General features: G+C 60.0%; 14 protein-coding genes. 5 read left to right on the top strand and 9 right to left on the bottom strand.

What is annotated here, in order from left to right:
- Positions 1-59 precede the first annotated feature (59 nt).
- The 6 genes from I2I05_RS13175 to I2I05_RS13150 form a co-directional block, all read right to left on the bottom strand.
- Complete coding sequence (locus I2I05_RS13175; protein WP_196282715.1) at positions 60-470, bottom strand: EVE domain-containing protein; 411 nt, start codon at positions 468-470, stop codon at positions 60-62.
- A gap of 104 nt (positions 471-574) precedes the next feature.
- Positions 575-1,888, bottom strand: coding sequence for a DUF3570 domain-containing protein (locus tag I2I05_RS13170; RefSeq protein WP_196282714.1), 1,314 nt, complete (start codon positions 1,886-1,888; stop codon positions 575-577).
- A gap of 110 nt (positions 1,889-1,998) precedes the next feature.
- Complete coding sequence (locus I2I05_RS13165) at positions 1,999-2,247, bottom strand: DUF4266 domain-containing protein (RefSeq protein WP_196282713.1); 249 nt, start codon at positions 2,245-2,247, stop codon at positions 1,999-2,001.
- A gap of 12 nt (positions 2,248-2,259) precedes the next feature.
- Positions 2,260-3,306: an FAD:protein FMN transferase gene (locus I2I05_RS13160; RefSeq protein WP_196282712.1), complete on the bottom strand. Its 1,047-nt coding sequence runs from the start codon at positions 3,304-3,306 to the stop codon at positions 2,260-2,262.
- Between the two features lie 61 nt (positions 3,307-3,367).
- Positions 3,368-3,991, bottom strand: a complete 624-nt coding sequence (locus tag I2I05_RS13155) for a thioredoxin family protein (RefSeq protein WP_196282711.1) — start codon at positions 3,989-3,991, stop codon at positions 3,368-3,370.
- 111 nt (positions 3,992-4,102) lie between these two features.
- Positions 4,103-4,519, bottom strand: coding sequence for a hypothetical protein (locus I2I05_RS13150; protein ID WP_230688318.1), 417 nt, complete (start codon positions 4,517-4,519; stop codon positions 4,103-4,105).
- Between the two features lie 138 nt (positions 4,520-4,657).
- Here I2I05_RS13150 and polX point away from each other — a divergent pair, with 138 nt between their 5' ends.
- The 3 genes from polX (at position 4,658) to I2I05_RS13135 (ending at position 8,206) form a co-directional block, all read left to right on the top strand.
- Positions 4,658-6,412, top strand: coding sequence for a DNA polymerase/3'-5' exonuclease PolX (polX, locus tag I2I05_RS13145; RefSeq protein ID WP_196282710.1), 1,755 nt, complete (start codon positions 4,658-4,660; stop codon positions 6,410-6,412).
- Positions 6,413-6,603: 191 nt separating this feature from the next.
- On the top strand, positions 6,604-7,587 hold the full coding sequence (locus I2I05_RS13140; RefSeq protein WP_196282709.1) for a glycosyltransferase family 9 protein: 984 nt from the start codon (positions 6,604-6,606) through the stop codon (positions 7,585-7,587).
- Between the two features lie 22 nt (positions 7,588-7,609).
- A complete protein-coding gene (locus I2I05_RS13135; protein WP_196282708.1) occupies positions 7,610-8,206 on the top strand; it encodes a hypothetical protein in 597 nt (198 codons plus the stop codon).
- A 65-nt stretch (positions 8,207-8,271) separates the two neighbouring features.
- On the opposite strand, the gene serS is transcribed toward I2I05_RS13135, so the two are convergent.
- Positions 8,272-9,546: a serine--tRNA ligase gene (serS, locus tag I2I05_RS13130; protein WP_196282707.1), complete on the bottom strand. Its 1,275-nt coding sequence runs from the start codon at positions 9,544-9,546 to the stop codon at positions 8,272-8,274.
- A 447-nt stretch (positions 9,547-9,993) separates the two neighbouring features.
- On the opposite strand from serS, the gene rho reads away from it, so the two are divergent.
- Positions 9,994-12,282 (top strand): transcription termination factor Rho, encoded by a 2,289-nt coding sequence (gene rho, locus I2I05_RS13125; protein ID WP_196282706.1) that lies wholly within the window; start codon positions 9,994-9,996, stop codon positions 12,280-12,282.
- 230 nt (positions 12,283-12,512) lie between these two features.
- Entirely contained in the window at positions 12,513-13,181 is a 669-nt protein-coding gene (locus tag I2I05_RS13120) for a DsbA family protein (RefSeq protein ID WP_196282705.1), read from the top strand.
- Between the two features lie 9 nt (positions 13,182-13,190).
- Here I2I05_RS13120 and I2I05_RS13115 read toward each other — a convergent pair whose 3' ends face one another.
- Positions 13,191-13,820, bottom strand: coding sequence for a hypothetical protein (locus I2I05_RS13115; protein ID WP_196282704.1), 630 nt, complete (start codon positions 13,818-13,820; stop codon positions 13,191-13,193).
- Between the two features lie 82 nt (positions 13,821-13,902).
- Positions 13,903-14,778: a UbiA family prenyltransferase gene (locus I2I05_RS13110; RefSeq protein ID WP_196282703.1), complete on the bottom strand. Its 876-nt coding sequence runs from the start codon at positions 14,776-14,778 to the stop codon at positions 13,903-13,905.
- Positions 14,779-14,808 lie beyond the last annotated feature (30 nt).

Genomic DNA, 14,808 nt, shown 5'->3' with positions numbered 1-14,808 from the left:
AGCGGGGCTACTTTAAAGATACGAGCAAACCCAGGGTTTCTGTCCTGCGAAAGTGCGCTTTATTTCGTGCCCAGCGCCAGCACCGCATCAAATTCTTCGGGCCGCACGGGCAGCACCGAGAGCCGCGACTGGCGCAGCAGGGCCAATTCGCTGAGACGGGCATCGGCCTTGATCTGGGCCAGGCTCACGGGCAAGGGCAGGGGCTGCACCGGCCGCAAGGCCACGGCTACCCACGGCGAGCCGGTTTCGGCGGTGGCATCGGGTGCGGCCAGGGCGGCTACTTCGGCAATACCCACCACGGCTTTTTCGCTGACGCTGTGGTAAAACAGAACCAAGTCGCCGGGCTGCATCAAATTTAAGTTGTTGCGAGCCTGATAGTTGCGCACCCCAGTCCAGGCGGTGCCGTCTTCTTGCACAAACGTGGTCCAGGAATATGCTTCGGGTTCCGATTTAACAAGCCAATGCTTCATAGAGTAAATAACGGGGGCGTAATGTGAGGATGCCGGTTCAGTGCGGAATGCACAAACGGACGGGGGCACGCCGCAAATTTATCTGCTCTTTCCCAGCCACCGGCCTACAGCGCAAAGCCCAGGTCGAAACTGAGGATATCGGCGGTGAGGTCGGTGCTGCGTTGGTAGTGTGCGTAGCGCAAGTCCACCGCCCGAAACCGCATAACGCGCGGCCGACCCGCCCGGTCGTGGCCCGGCACGTGGAACCGGCCAATGCCGTACACCGGCGAGTAGCGCAGGCCCAGGCCCGTTTTATGGGCCGTAAAGTCCGACAAATCGTAGTCGGAGGTGTAATACGCCTCGGCAATGGAATGAGCCAGGTAGGGGGCAAAATACTTGGAAGCCGTTTGCTGATGAAAGCGGTAGAACGGGTACAACACGAAAAACGGAGTCACCTTCACCGGCAGCTCCAGCTCAAACGTGTGGGCCTGGATGCCAAAATTGTCGTTGTAAAAACGGTAGTAGGAACGGATTTGGACCAAATCCGACGCGTAGTAGTTCAGCCGCAGCCCCACCGGATATTTGAAGCGGGAATCGGGCAGCTTTTCGGACCGCGGGGCCGACGGCGCCAAGGGCGCGTAGTGGTTGTCGGCCGCAGGAACGGGGTTTTTGTCGGGATTATCGAAAAAATATACCCGGTGAAACGGCGTGCTCAGCAACCCGTTTTGCTGCACCAGCTCCGTGCTAACGGCCACTTGCAGGCGCTTGGTGAGCACTTGTGAAAACGAGGCCGACACGTTGTAGCTCTGGCGGGCACCCTGGCCCGAGGGCTGGCCATCGCGCAGCTCAATGGGCCGAATCAGGGTGGCTTGGTCGATGAAAACCTGGCCGGTGAGGCCCAACTGGCGGTTGCCATCGGCCGAGGTCTTGGCAAAAGAGCCCACCCCGTTGAACGATAAATAGTCGTATTCTTGCGAGAAGCCCGCGCCCGCGCCCCACTGGGTGCCCCGGGCTTTCTGCTCGCGGGTGTAGCCGAAGTCGGCGTGAATGCGGACGTCGCGGCTGGAAGGCGAGGAAAGGGCAAAATCAATCCGGTCGGTGGACGCGGAAGCGTAAAAGTCTGCCCCGATGTTGACGGAAAGCCGGCTCACCGTATCCAATGGGATATTAACGATGATGGTGGGCGTCACGTCGGTCAGTTGCTCGGTGCCGCGGCCACCTTCTACCGCCCCGTGGGTGCCGTCTTGCTGGTAGTAGCTGCCCAAGATGTCAATGGTGGTTTCATCCGGGGCCCGGTTCACGGGCACGGCGGCCGCTGCCGGCGCGCCGAAGCCGTCCACTCGGTTCGGGAGCAAGGGGGTGCCGCCCGGCTGGGTTTGGGCCAGCGCGGGCATTACCAGCACAAGGACGGCCAGCAATTGAAATAAAAATTTGTTCACGATTCCTTGCTTTCTGTATTGATAATGCCAGGCCACTGGAGGTCGGCCCTACTCTTGCCAAGTCTCCGCGCTTTCGGGTTGGAGTTTATGTTTTGGCTGGCGCGGCCGGCTCAATTGCAGCCGCAGCCGCCACCTACTTTGCCGCCGTTGGCGCCGCCGGCGCCCTCGCGGTAGCTTTCGAAGTTGGTTTCTGGGGTTTCCACTACCTTGCTGCTCAGCTTCATGTCCTCGTCGTTGAGGTAGGCTTTCTGGTAAGCCGCCACGGATACGCAGCCAGGCAGCGCTGCTCCCAACACGAATGCCAGCAGCCCCAGCAGCCAGCGGGCACGGAAAAGAAACTGGTTTTTGCGCAGGGCCATGGGTCGGTGAGGTTAAGGCTTGGCGCTGGAAGTGCCGTGGTAATAATTCAGTTTCATGCCGTGCGACACCAACGTGCGGTTGTCGTCCGTAATCAATGTACAATCTACTCCTTTTAGGCTGTTGATAAAAGCCAGACCGTCGGTGGGGCCTTTCACAAACACCACTTCGTCCAGGCCGTCGGCCAGTTCCACATCAGCGCACACAATGGTCACCGAGCGCAGCCCCACCGACGGGTAGCCGGTGTGCGGGTTGATGATGTGCCCGTACACCTGCCCGCCCACCGTGAAATACTGCTCGTAGTTGCCGGCCGTTACCACGGCCACATCGGTCACGTCGACCCAGGCCGCCACGCTGTGCGGGTGGTCGGGGTCGCCGATGGCCACGCGCCACAGCGAGCCGTCGGCTTGGCGGCCCCAGCAGTAAATGTCGCCCGAGCCATTCAGCAGCCCGCCCCGGATTCCTAGTTGCGTCAGCACCTGTTTGGCCCGACGGATGCCATAGCCCTGCAAAATACCCGCTAAGTTGATGCGCATGCCTTTTTCGGGCAAATACACGGTGTGCTGGGCAGCATTGAGCTTGATTTTCTGCCAGCCGATGCGCCGCACCGACGCCCGCACCTGCGCCGAGTCCGGCAGGCTGGAATGAGCCTGGCGGTCGAATTTGTAGAGCTTATCGGCACTGGCAAAGGAGATATCAAACGCGCCGCCGCTGAGTTGCGAGAGCCGCAACGTCCGGTTTATCAGGTCAAACGTTTCGGCCGAAACCGCCACCGGCTGTATTCCGGCCATGCGGTTGATGTGCACCACCTCGGAGGTAGAATCCCAAAACGACATGAGGTGGTCGATGCGCTTCACTTCGCCCAAGCCCGCGCGCAGGGCCCGTTGCCCGGCCGAGTCGTTTTCGGCAACCACCGTGAACGTGAACCGCGACCCCATCACGTGCGCGCTCCGGGTAAACGTGTGGCGCGCCACAAGGCTTTGAGCCCCGCCCGGCTGCCCCAGCAGCAACAAGCCCAGCAAGGCTCCAACCCACAGCCCAGGTCTCAATTTTGCTTTCATCAACAGTATAAGGCCCGGAGCCGGCAGGGCTCGATGGATAGTAGATTCGTGCAGGCAAGTGCTACAGCGTGGGCACTATCTTTTTCAAGTAGGCCTCAAACGCGGCGGGGCCGCCGGCAATGTAGCCAGTCTTGGCCAGCACCGTGCCTTCGGGCGAGAGGAGGACGGCCAGCGGGAAATCGCCCGCCCGGTTGAGCTGCGCGGCAGCGGCTTCGTTTAGCTTCAACTGGGCCGCGGTGGGCTGGTTGCGCTTCTGGCGCGGAAAATCGAAATGGGCCAGCACCAACCGGTCTTTGGCGTAGGCGGCAAAAGCCGGCTGGGAAAAAACTTCCTGCTCGTACATGATGCACGGCTTGCACCAGTCGGAGCCCGAAAAAACGGCCAAAACAGGCCGGTTGGTGGCTTTGGCCTGCGCTTGGGCAGCGCCCAGGTCGCTCAGCCAGGCGGCGGTGGTTGCAGCAGGGCCATCTGCCAGCACCTGCGGCGGCGATACGAGGGGCGACGTCGGCTGGGGCGCTGTTGTCACCGCTTTGCTTTTGCTTTTGCCATCGGGCACTCCCGTTTCCCCCTGCGTTTTGGTTTTCACTTTAACGACGGTTTGCTGCCCGAAGGCGGGCGCAATGCCCACCAGCACAAACCCCAGAGCAATGGCCAACAGTGGGCGTTTCACAATTAACAGCGTCATAAGAGAAGAAGGAAAAACCTAAGTTGTCACGACAACGCCGCAGCAGGGCGGCCGGTTCTGATTAAAGTGCGAAACCCCCGTTGCTTCTGACCGGCGACCAGCCCCGCGGGGTTATTCGTTCTCGGGCAATCGGCGCACTTTCAATATCTGATTCACGGAATCAAGCTCGAGTATTTGCAGCGTGTAGCTCGGGTCCTGGCCCTGGGTGAGGCGAATGTGCAAGTAAATTTTGCGGTCCAGGGTCCAGGCACCGGGGCGGCCGATGAGGCCGTCGGTGGGCGCAATATCGAACTGCTCGAAACGGCCATACGATTTAATCGCAAAGCCCGTGCGGCCACGGGCGGGCGGAAACGGATACGTTTGGGGCCGGTAAACCAGCGTGTCGCCCTTGTTTTCCTCGTGCGAGATGAGCCAGATTCCTTCGAGTTTCGCGATGGTGAGGTCGGCGGTGGTACGGGTTTTCTTGCAGGCAGTAGCCAGCGCCAGCACGGTCAACAGCAGCCAGGTGTAAGAATGCAACGCACGCATGGATTTTCGACGAAAAGAATGAGCTGAAAGGTAGGCCTAATCAGCCAGCTACGGGTTTTGAAGCTGTCCAGCCGACTTCGGCCTTCCCCCGTAATCCCTGGTGTACGCTACATTCGTTCCCCCAAACCCCCCTTCCCCGTGGATAATCGCGCCCTGACCCGCGCCTTCAAGCTGGCCGCCCAGCTCATGGAGCTGCACGACGAAAACCCTTTTAAAATCCGGGCCATTGAAGGCACGGCCAATGCCCTCGATGCCCTGAGCTTTCCGGTCTCGGAAATTGAGCGCTCCGGCCTGCCCGACCGCACCGGCCTGAGCAAAACCGCTGCCGCTAAAGTGGCCGAGCTGCTCGACACGGGTACTTTTTCCGAACTGCAGCGCCTGCTGGAAGCCACCCCACCCGGGGTGGTCGAGATGCTCGGCATTAAAGGCATCGGCCCCAAGAAAATCCGCAGCCTGTGGCGCGAGCTGGGCATCGAAAGCACCGAGCAACTGCGCGAAGCCGCCGAAAGCGACCAGGTAAGCAAGCTGAAAGGCTTCGGCAAAAAGACCCAGGAATCCATTCTTGAGGCCTTGGAGTTTGCTGGCCAGAGCAAGGGCAAACTGCTGTACCCGCAAGCCGAAGCCTTGGCCGAAGAGTTGACCCAGCAACTGCGCGACGGCCTGAAGATTGAGAAAGTGGCGGTTGCCGGCGAAATCCGCCGCCGCCTCGAAACCGTGGAAGTAGTGCGCGTGATAGCGGCCACCGACAAACCCGCAAAGGCGCACGAACTGCTCAATAAAATGGAGGGCCTCACCGCCGACCCGCGCCGCTCGGGGCCCTTTGCGTGGCGCGGCACGGCCACGGCCTCCAGCGTGCAAGTGGAAGTGCTGCTCACTTCGGCTGAGAATTTTGTAACGGAGCTGTTCCTGAATTCCGCCGCCGAAGAACACCTGACCGAAGACTTGCCCGGCGCCGACAGCCACGGCCCCACCACCAGCCTGCGCCAGTGGGCGCGCCGCGAGAAATTCCAGCAGGAAGAAGCCCTCTACGAGAAGGCCGGTCTGCAATTTATTGTGCCCGAGCTTCGCGAAGGCCTGGGCGAAATTGCCCTCGCTGCCGAGAAAAAGCTGCCCCGCCTGCTCGAAGACGGCGACCTGCGCGGCTCGCTGCACAACCACAGCACCTACTCCGACGGCAACCACAGCCTGCGCGAAATGGCCACGTGGCTGCGCGACCATAAGTATGAGTACCTGGGCATCTGCGACCATAGCCAAGCCGCGCACTACGCCAACGGCCTCGGCGTGGAGCGGGTGCGCCAGCAGCACCAGGAAATCGACCAGCTCAACGCCGAACTGGCCCCCTTCCGCATCTTTAAAGGCATCGAGAGTGATATCCTCAGCGATGGCTCGCTTGATTATCCTTCGGATGTGCTGGCTAGCTTCGATTTTATTGTGGCCTCCGTGCATTCCAACCTGAAAATGGACGAGCGCAAAGCCACCGAACGCCTGCTGCGCGCCATCGAGAACCCCTACACCACCATGCTGGGCCACCCCACCGGCCGCCTGTTGCTGCGCCGCCAAGGCTACCCCATCGATTATAAAGCCGTCATCGACGCCTGCGCCAAAAACCAGGTCATCATCGAAATCAACGCCAACCCTTGGCGCCTGGACCTCGATTGGCGCTGGGTGCGCTACGCCCTCGACCAAGGCGTGATGCTCAGCATCAACCCCGACGCCCACCACACCGACGGCTACGCCGACATGCGCTATGGCGTGCTGATGGGCCGCAAAGGCTTGCTCACAAAGGAGATGACCTTCAACACCAAATCGGTGGAGGAAGCCGCCGCCTATTTCGAGAAGCGCAAAGCCGGCATCATCCCACCGCTGGAGTTCAAAAAGTCCCTCTTCGAGTAAAGAACAAAATTCCCCTCCTCAGATGAGGAGGGGACGCTGACGCAAAGCGTAAGCTGGGGTGGTTGAACTCGTTGAACGACACCTGAACGAAGCAGTCGCAAGTCGTTCAACGATTCAACCACCCCCGTCCGAACCTGCGGTTCGAACATCCCCTCCTTGGTAAGGAGGGGAGTTGGCCGTTCCATTAATCCATGAAAATCCTAGTTCTCCGCTTTTCCTCCATCGGCGACATCGTCCTGGCCACGCCCGTGCTGCGGGCGCTGGCGCAGCAGGTGCTGGGCGCGGAAGTTCATGTTGCCACCAAGCCCAGCTATCGCAGTTTGCTGGAACCCAACCCCTACGTCACCAAAGTCCACTGCCTCACCGGCAGCTTAGGCGAACTGGTGCAGGAGCTAAAAGCCGAGCAATTCGATTGCATCATCGACCTGCACAACAACCTGCGCACCCGTCTCATTAAGCTGCGCCTGGGCGTGAAAGCCTACAGCTTTGATAAGCTGAACTGGCAGAAATGGCTGCTGGTCAACTTTAAGGTCGACAAATTGCCGCGCGTCCACATCGTGCAGCGCTACCTTGAAACCGCCGCGCCTTTGGGTGTTAAAGATGATGGCAAGGGCTTGGATTACTTCATTCCCGAAGACCAGGAAATTGACCTCAAGACCTTGCCGGCCGCATTCCAGCAGGGCTACGTGGCGGTGGCCATTGGCGCCCAGCACGCCACCAAGCGGCTGCCCCTCGAAAAGCTCATTGAGTTGTGCGCCAAACTGGCCCAACCGATTATCCTGCTAGGCGGGCCCGAAGACCAGGAAATGGGCCAATCCATCATCGCCGCCTTCAATTCCGAAACCGAATTCTTCATCCACAACGGCTGCGGGCGCTATTCCCTCCACCAATCGGCCTCGCTACTGCGGCAGGCCCAGCTGGTGGTGAGCCACGACACCGGCCTGATGCACATTGCCGCCGCCTTCCAAAAAGAAATTATCAGCATCTGGGGCAACACCGTGCCGGAGTTTGGCATGTATCCCTACCGCACCGAATTCTGGGCTTTGGAGGTGAAGGGCCTAAGCTGTCGGCCCTGCTCCAAAATCGGCTACGCTAAGTGTCCCCAAGGCCATTTCAAGTGCATGCGTGACCAAGTGCTGGATTTAGAGTTTCCTCTAATCAAAGATACATATTGAAAGATGCGCCATTGATGACCATATGAGAGTAGGTATTGCACAAATTAAAATATGCTGTATTTGGGCTTTACTGCTTGTAATGTCATGTACTGATGAATCCAATAGTTTTACTTCGGTTCAAATAATTGAAAAGTCTGTAGCACTAAAAATTCCTCATGATTGGACTGAGCGGAGCATCGTATTCAGTAGTTGCGACAATATTGGAGAAGCGTATTTCGGTGCGGGAAATGATACTGAAATCGGAATAGCAGGAGTGTTTATCAATGGTTTCTCTGTGGTCATGAGAAGAAAACCACCGGAATTAATAGAAAACATTTTTGCCAAAAAACTAGAAGAAATAAAGGTAAAAAGTCGAGGCCCTAAAATTATTTCCACTATTCTCAATAAGGGTGAGAACAGTTTGACTGTTGATTTTACTGGCAAATTCTACGATAACAAACCACCGTTTTTCTTTAGATACAAACTAATAATCCAAGGAGATGAATGGGTTGAATTTCATTTTCGGGGAGTGGACACTCCATTGTTAAGAAAACGAATAAATCAGGTTACACAAACAATTAAGGTGTATCAAACACCGGTTAAGAAGAGGCGCAAGCCTTGTCGCGAGATTCAGATTTAATACCAGACGGCCCCGCCATTATAAATGGCGGGGCCGTCTGGTATTAAGGTCCTAAAAGCGGGCGATTACCCAATCCGCTCGAATCCGCAGTAGCTGTGCAGCACCAGCGGCAATTCAATTCCCGTGCTAGTCTGGTTGTTTTCCAGCAGCGCGGCTACGATGCGGGGCAGGGCCAGGGCCGACCCGTTCAGCGTGTGCAGGAGCTGGGTTTTGCCTCCATCGGCGCGGTAGCGGCACTTGAGGCGGTTGGCCTGGTAAGTTTCGAAGTTCGACACCGAGCTTACTTCCAGCCAGCGGCCCTGGGCAGCGCTCCACACCTCCAGGTCGTAGGTGAGGGCCGAGGTGAAGCCCATGTCGCCGCCGCAGAGGCGCAGCACGCGGTAGGGGAGGTTGAGCTGTTGCAACAGGCCTTCCACATGGGCGAGCATGGCTTCCAAGGCATCGTAGCTCTGGTCGGGTTCTGTGATTTGCACGATTTCAACCTTGTCGAACTGGTGCAGGCGGTTGAGGCCGCGCACATCGGCGCCCCACGAGCCGGCTTCGCGGCGGAAGCAGGGCGTGTGGCCAGCCATGCGCACGGGCAGCTTGTCCAAGGGAATGATTTCGTCGCGGTAAATATTGGTCAGGGGCACCTCCGCCGTGGGAATGAGGTAGAGGTCGTCCTTGGCGTCGTGGTACATCTGGCCTTCCTTATCGGGCAGCTGGCCAGTGCCGTAGCCGCTGGCCTCGTTCACTAGAATCGGCGGCTGCATTTCGCTGTAGCCGGCATCGCGCGCCTCGTCCAAAAAGAAGTTGATAAGCGCCCGCTGAAGCCGTGCGCCCTGGTTTTTGTACACCGGAAAGCCCGCGCCCGTGATTTTGTTGCCCAGCTCGAAATCAATGATGTCGTACTTTTTAATCAGCTCCCAGTGCGGCTGGGCGTCGGCGCCGAGCGTGGGCTTGGAGCCGTGCTCGCGCACCACCTCGTTGTCTTGGGCGGCGCGGCCTTCGGGCACGCTCACGTGGGGCAGGTTGGGCAGCTTATATAAGAACTGTTGCTGCTCTTTCTCCACCTGCGCCAGCTCGGTGGCGGCGGCTTGGGTGTGCAGCTTGAGCTCGGCGGTGCGGGCTTTGAGGGTTTCGGCGCCGGCTTTGTCGCCGGATTTCATCAGGCCACCGATTTGGCGTGCCAGCTCGTTGGCTTCGGCCTGGGCAGCGTCGTGGCTGGTTTGGAGGGAGCGGCGGCGCTGGTCCAGGTCGAGGATGGCGGCGACGTCGGCGGGGCCGGTGGCGTAATGTTTTTTGGCGAGGCCAGCAAGGACAAGTTCGGTCTGGTCGCGGAGAACGGAAATCTGCAGCATAAGGGTCGAAGTGGAATAGGAGCAAATGTCGGAAGTAAAACCGGGTGGAACCACAACGCTGCTGCTGTGGGCCTTGCCGCGGGCGCGCAACTTATTTTGCGGCCGTGCATGTTAAACCCTCGCCGGCCGGCATCCGATTTGGCGGTTTGCCCGTAATGCCCTAACATTGCGCTAGCAACCGGCCGCTGTGGCTGAGAAACCAGGCCTTCGCGTCTGCTTCCGGCCCGTCTTTTGCTGAACTCCCTCGCGGCCCCTTTCGCACCTAATTTTCTTGCTTATTCCATTGCGCGTCGCGCGCTGCTATTCTCGCAATAGCCCGCGTTTCCTGCCAATGCTTTATCGCGGCTTGGCCGCTTTCGTGCCGTAGCTGGCTTGTTGAGCCTCCCGCGGGCCTATTGGGTCGCCAGCCCCTCGATTCACGCCGATGTTTCTCCCCTTATTCCCTTTATGCACACCATTAACGAGTTGAAGGACCGGCTGCTGTCCGACCTCAAAGAAATTGCCGAACAAATGAACGTCGGCAACTTCAAACGGCTCAGCAAGCAGGATTTGATTTACAAAATCCTCGACCAGCAAGCCCTGATTCCGGGTCCCGCCGACCAAGCCGCTCCCGCAGCAGCCCCCGCTGCCGTGGCTGAAGCCCCCGTGGCCCTCGCCGCCGCGCCGCGCGTGGCTAAAGCCCGCCGCCCGGCCCCCAGCACCGCCGAGCAGCCGTTTTCGGACGTTGCGCCGCCGGCGGCCAAGGCCGCCGGCCGAGCCCCGCGTGAGCCCCGCCGCGAAGCCCAACCAGCCCCGGCGGCCACTGTCGAAATCCTCGACCCCATCGAAGGCCTGGCCCTGGTGCCCGCTTCGGAAGCCACCGGCGCTTCGCTGGCCAACGAGCCCGTGCCCGTGGTAGCCCCGCAACTCAACGGAGAAGCCGGCCCCAGCGCCGACCAACAGATTAACGGCGTGGAGCAAGTTGAGCAAAACAACAACGCCAACAACGGCCGCCCCGAGCGCCGTGAGCGCCGCGAGCGGGTAGACCGCGCCGGCCGCCCCATCACGGAGCAGCGCGCCGCCGAGATTGCCGCCGAAAAAGCCGCTGCCGAAGCCGCCGCGGCCGCCGAAGCTGCTAATCCTACCGCCGAAATTGGCACCGACACCCGCGAAAACCGCCGCGAATTTGGGGGCAACGGCTTTGCCGACCGTCGCGAAAACCGCGCCGACCGCTTCGAGCGCGATAACCGCGAACCCCGGGACAGCCGCGAGCAGCGCTTCCCCCGCAATGACCAACCCCGGGAAAACCGCGAGCCCCGCGAACCTAGGAACGACCAGCCACGGGAGCAGCGCGAGCCGCGCAACGACCAGCCGCGTGAAAACCGGGAAGGCCAGCCGCGCGAACCACGCAATGACCAACCCCGCGAGCCCCGCAACGACCAGCCCCGCAACGGCCAGGAGCGTCAGGACCGTGGCGACAACCGCAACCTGACCCGCGAAGAGCGTTACGCTCAGCGCGACCTGCAGCGCCAACAGCGCGCCCTCAACCCCGACGGCACGCCCCGCACCGACCAGCCCCAGCGCGAACCTCGCGAACCCCAACAGCAGCGTGAGCCCCAGCGCCCCGCCCGCCAGGACCTCGACCTGGTGGTGCCCGGCGGTGGCACGTTTGAGCTGATGCCCGACGGCGGCTACGGCTTCCTGCGCTCGCCCTACTACAACTACCTGTCCTCGCCCGACGACATTTACGTGTCGCCGCAGCAGGTGAAGCAGTTCGCCATGAAGCCCGGCGACACGGTGATTTGCACCATCCGGCCGCCGCGCGAAGGCGAGAAATATTTCGCCTTGGTAGGGGTGGACAGCATGAACGGCCGCACCGTGGAAGAAGTCCGCGACCGGGTGCCATTCAGCCACCTTACCCCGCTGTTTGCCGACCAGCGCATGAAGCTGAGCACGAAGTCCAGCCAAATCAGTACCCGCGTACTCGACCTGTTCGCCCCCATCGGCAAGGGCCAGCGCGGCCTGATTGTGGCCCAGCCCAAAACCGGTAAAACCGTACTGTTGCAGGAAGTGGCCAACGCCATTTCGGAAAATCACCCCGAGGTGTACCTGATGATTTTGCTCATCGACGAACGCCCCGAGGAAGTAACCGACATGGCCCGCACCGTTAAGGCCGAAGTGCTTAGCTCGACCTTTGACGAAACGGCCGACCGCCACGTGAAAATCGCCGAAATGGCGCTCGATAAGGCCCGCCGCCTCGTAGAGTGCGGCCACGACGTGGTGATTCTGCTCGACTCCATCACCCGCCTGGCGCGGGCCTACAACACGGTGCAGCCCAGCTCGTCGCGCATCCTTTCGGGTGGTATCGACGCGGGCGCTTTGCAAAAGCCCAAGCGCTTCTTCGGCGCGGCCCGCAACGTGGAAGGCGGCGGTTCACTCACCATCATTGCCACCGCCCTCATCGAAACCGGCTCCAAAATGGATGAGGTTATTTTCGAGGAATTCAAAGGCACCGGCAACATGGAACTGCAGCTGGACCGCAAGCTGGCCAACAAGCGCGTGTTCCCGGCCATCGACATCCCGGCTTCCGGCACCCGCCGCGAAGACCTGCTCATGAGCAAGGACGAGCTGAGCCGCGTGTGGGTGCTCCGCAAGTTCATGTCGGACATGACCGCCACCGAGGCCATGGAATTCCTGAAGGACCGCATCAAAGGCACCAAGGACAACGAGGAATTCCTCATTTCCATGAACGGCTAAACCCAAGCCAGCTTCACACAAAAAAGCCCGCTGCAGCAATGCAGCGGGCTTTTTTTGATAAATAATAATCGGGGCCTATCGATTCAATAATATAGCACTGGTAAAACCCACGGCCCCGGATTTAAATTCAATAATTCACATATGATTGCCGAAAAGACCATTTTCAATTTCAGGAGTTGCCTTGTTCGCTGGGTTGGGCGGTATTTTTGCCCCTTCAATCATTAGATTCAATGGCTACTGCTGCACCCGTTTCGCTGCCCGAGTTACTCTACATCCACGACCCGCTGTGCGGCTGGTGCTACGGCATGAGCCCGGTTATCAGCCGCGTGCAGGCCGAATTTGCCGGCCGGCTCGACGTGTCGGTGTTGTGCGGCGGCATGTTGACCGGCGAGGGAGCTGCTCCCATCGCAGAAACGTGGAGCGACCTTCAAAAAGAGCTTGCCAATGTAGCAATGGCGACGGGCGTGGAAACAAGCATCGCATTCAGAGCTTTGGCCCAAGAAGGCACGTACGTGTACGACTCTGAGCCGCCAAGCCGAGCCATTGTGGCCTTCCGCCAAATTACGCAGGACCCCGCCCGGGCCGTGGCTTTTGCTCACGCCGTGCAGCTGGCGCTGTTCCGGGACGGGCTGGATTTGAACGACCCCACCACTTACAACGCCCTGCTAGCGCCTTTCGGTGTGGAGGTGACGGAGTTCCACCGGCGGTTTGCGGCGCCCGAAACAGTACGGGCTACCCAGCAGGAATTTGCTGCCGTGGCCCGCATCGGGGTGCAGGGCTTCCCGACGAGCGTGGTGCGGCTGGCAGAGCAGGGCTACGTGCTGGCCCGCGGCTATCAGCCCTACGAGCAAGTGCGGCAGGAGCTAGAACAGCTGTTGCGGGAAAACGGCGCGCTGTAGCGAGCCACGTTACTGAACCCGGATAACCTGTTTCTTTAACGGCGACCACGCAATTTGCTGCCGGTCTTCCTTGCCCTTCAGATACTCGAACCGAATAGCGTCGGGCCGCTGCTTCAGGTCGTTCCAAGCCGCGCGGTCCAGGTTTTCGATTCCGGTTGGGAACGCGGAATTGGCGGCGACAGCGGGTGCACGGAACTGCGAAGGCAGGAAAAAGCGGTCGATACGCCGCCGCACAAAGGCTTCGCGCTCGGCAGGAGTGGCGGTAGGCGTCTTCATTTCGTACACCAGCGCGGCTTCGAGGTCGGGCTCGGTGAGCATTTCCCGGAAAATGACCTGGCCGTCGGCGTTGGTGATGGTGAACTCGCCCGTGCCTTCGAGCATTGATGGTCCTCGGAATACCAACTGGAATTTGTCGGGCGAGCCCTGGGGGTTGCTGAAATTGCGCCGTTCCCGCACCACGCGCAGGGTGTCGCTCAGGGCCGATACGGCTTTGGTGCGGGATGTATCGGGTGGGGGCAGGGCCGTGGAATCCTGTGCGGGTTTGTCGGCGACGCGTGAAATGGTGCCTTCGTTCACGGCCGAAGGAGTGGAGTTGCAGGCCGCCAGCAGCGGCAACAGGGCGAACCAGGCGAAACGCATAGAACCAGATAAGTGGAAGTGGAGCAACTGCTTCTACGCAGTCGTGACGGGTGCTAGTTTCCCTTTTTTGCGCCGTGCGCGCCTAGCGCCAGAAGAGCATGGCCACAAAAGCCGCACTCAGGCACAACGACGATACCTGGTTCATGCGCATGGTGTGCTCAAAATTGGCAGCTTTCTCGTCGTGCCACACCAACCAAGCCCACCGGCCAAACAGGAACACCACAGGCCCGGTAGCCACCAAAAACAGCAATAGAGGACGGATTTCCTGACGCAACCAATAAGCCAGCCCCAAGGTGGCCGCCCCCGCCAGTAGCCCCACCGCCGCAAACACAAACGTGCCCCGAATGCCCAGACGCAAGCTCAGGGTGCGGTCGCCGCGCCGGGCGTCTTCCTCGTGCTGGTACACCTGCGTGAGTGGATATGAACCGCACAAAAACAGCGTGCTGACCAATGCCAATAGCAGATTGGTTTTCTCAAAAATGTGCGCAGCACCGCCGCCCACGCCTACCTGTGTCATCAAAAAAGTGAAGGCTCCCTGAAAGACCACCACCACCAGCGTGCTCAGCAGCGGGTATTTTTTCAAGCGAATGCCCTCGTAGCTGTAGGCTTTCGATACCAGCAGATACACCACCACCAGCGCCGCAAAAGGCAGCGAAAGCAGCGCTGCTCCCGCTACGGCTAGCGCATCGAAGAGCCACACGAGGTGCAGCAGCTCGGCCGTGACCTTGGGAGGCGCTTTGAGGCCGCCAATGCTGCCCTCGTCCCGGTCGTAATAGGAATTGTAGCCGTTGGAAGCGGGGTAAGCCAGCAGGTGCAGCACCACGAATACGCCCACGCCCCGCCACCCGCTCCAGGGCCCCTGCAGGGCACTCAGCCCAAACCAAAACACCGGCATCAGGTAAATAGAAAACGGGATGCGCAGCAGAGGCAGCGCCCGTTGATAAGCAGCAAGGGACATGCACGAATGTAGCGCGGACTTTTAGTCCGC

Source organism: Hymenobacter jeongseonensis (assembly GCF_015694725.1).
In the GTDB taxonomy this organism is placed as follows: domain Bacteria; phylum Bacteroidota; class Bacteroidia; order Cytophagales; family Hymenobacteraceae; genus Hymenobacter; species Hymenobacter jeongseonensis.
The sequence above is the reverse complement of the archived record's forward strand: the minus strand, read 5'-3'. Positions and strand labels throughout refer to the sequence as shown.

Bases quoted from the DNA above. Each gene is read 5' to 3' on its own strand.
- I2I05_RS13155 (WP_196282711.1), bottom strand. From the start codon at position 3,991: ATGACGCTGTTAATTGTGAAACGCCCACTGTTGGCCATTGCTCTGGGG.
- I2I05_RS13165 (WP_196282713.1), bottom strand. From the start codon at position 2,247: ATGGCCCTGCGCAAAAACCAGTTTCTTTTCCGTGCCCGCTGGCTGCTG.
- I2I05_RS13135 (WP_196282708.1), top strand. From the start codon at position 7,610: ATGAGAGTAGGTATTGCACAAATTAAAATATGCTGTATTTGGGCTTTA.
- I2I05_RS13160 (WP_196282712.1), bottom strand. From the start codon at position 3,306: ATGAAAGCAAAATTGAGACCTGGGCTGTGGGTTGGAGCCTTGCTGGGC.
- I2I05_RS13150 (WP_230688318.1), bottom strand. From the start codon at position 4,519: ATGCGTGCGTTGCATTCTTACACCTGGCTGCTGTTGACCGTGCTGGCG.
- I2I05_RS13175 (WP_196282715.1), bottom strand. From the start codon at position 470: ATGAAGCATTGGCTTGTTAAATCGGAACCCGAAGCATATTCCTGGACC.
- I2I05_RS13110 (WP_196282703.1), bottom strand. From the start codon at position 14,778: ATGTCCCTTGCTGCTTATCAACGGGCGCTGCCTCTGCTGCGCATCCCG.
- I2I05_RS13120 (WP_196282705.1), top strand. From the start codon at position 12,513: ATGGCTACTGCTGCACCCGTTTCGCTGCCCGAGTTACTCTACATCCAC.
- I2I05_RS13115 (WP_196282704.1), bottom strand. From the start codon at position 13,820: ATGCGTTTCGCCTGGTTCGCCCTGTTGCCGCTGCTGGCGGCCTGCAAC.
- rho (WP_196282706.1), top strand. From the start codon at position 9,994: ATGCACACCATTAACGAGTTGAAGGACCGGCTGCTGTCCGACCTCAAA.
- serS (WP_196282707.1), bottom strand. From the start codon at position 9,546: ATGCTGCAGATTTCCGTTCTCCGCGACCAGACCGAACTTGTCCTTGCT.
- I2I05_RS13140 (WP_196282709.1), top strand. From the start codon at position 6,604: ATGAAAATCCTAGTTCTCCGCTTTTCCTCCATCGGCGACATCGTCCTG.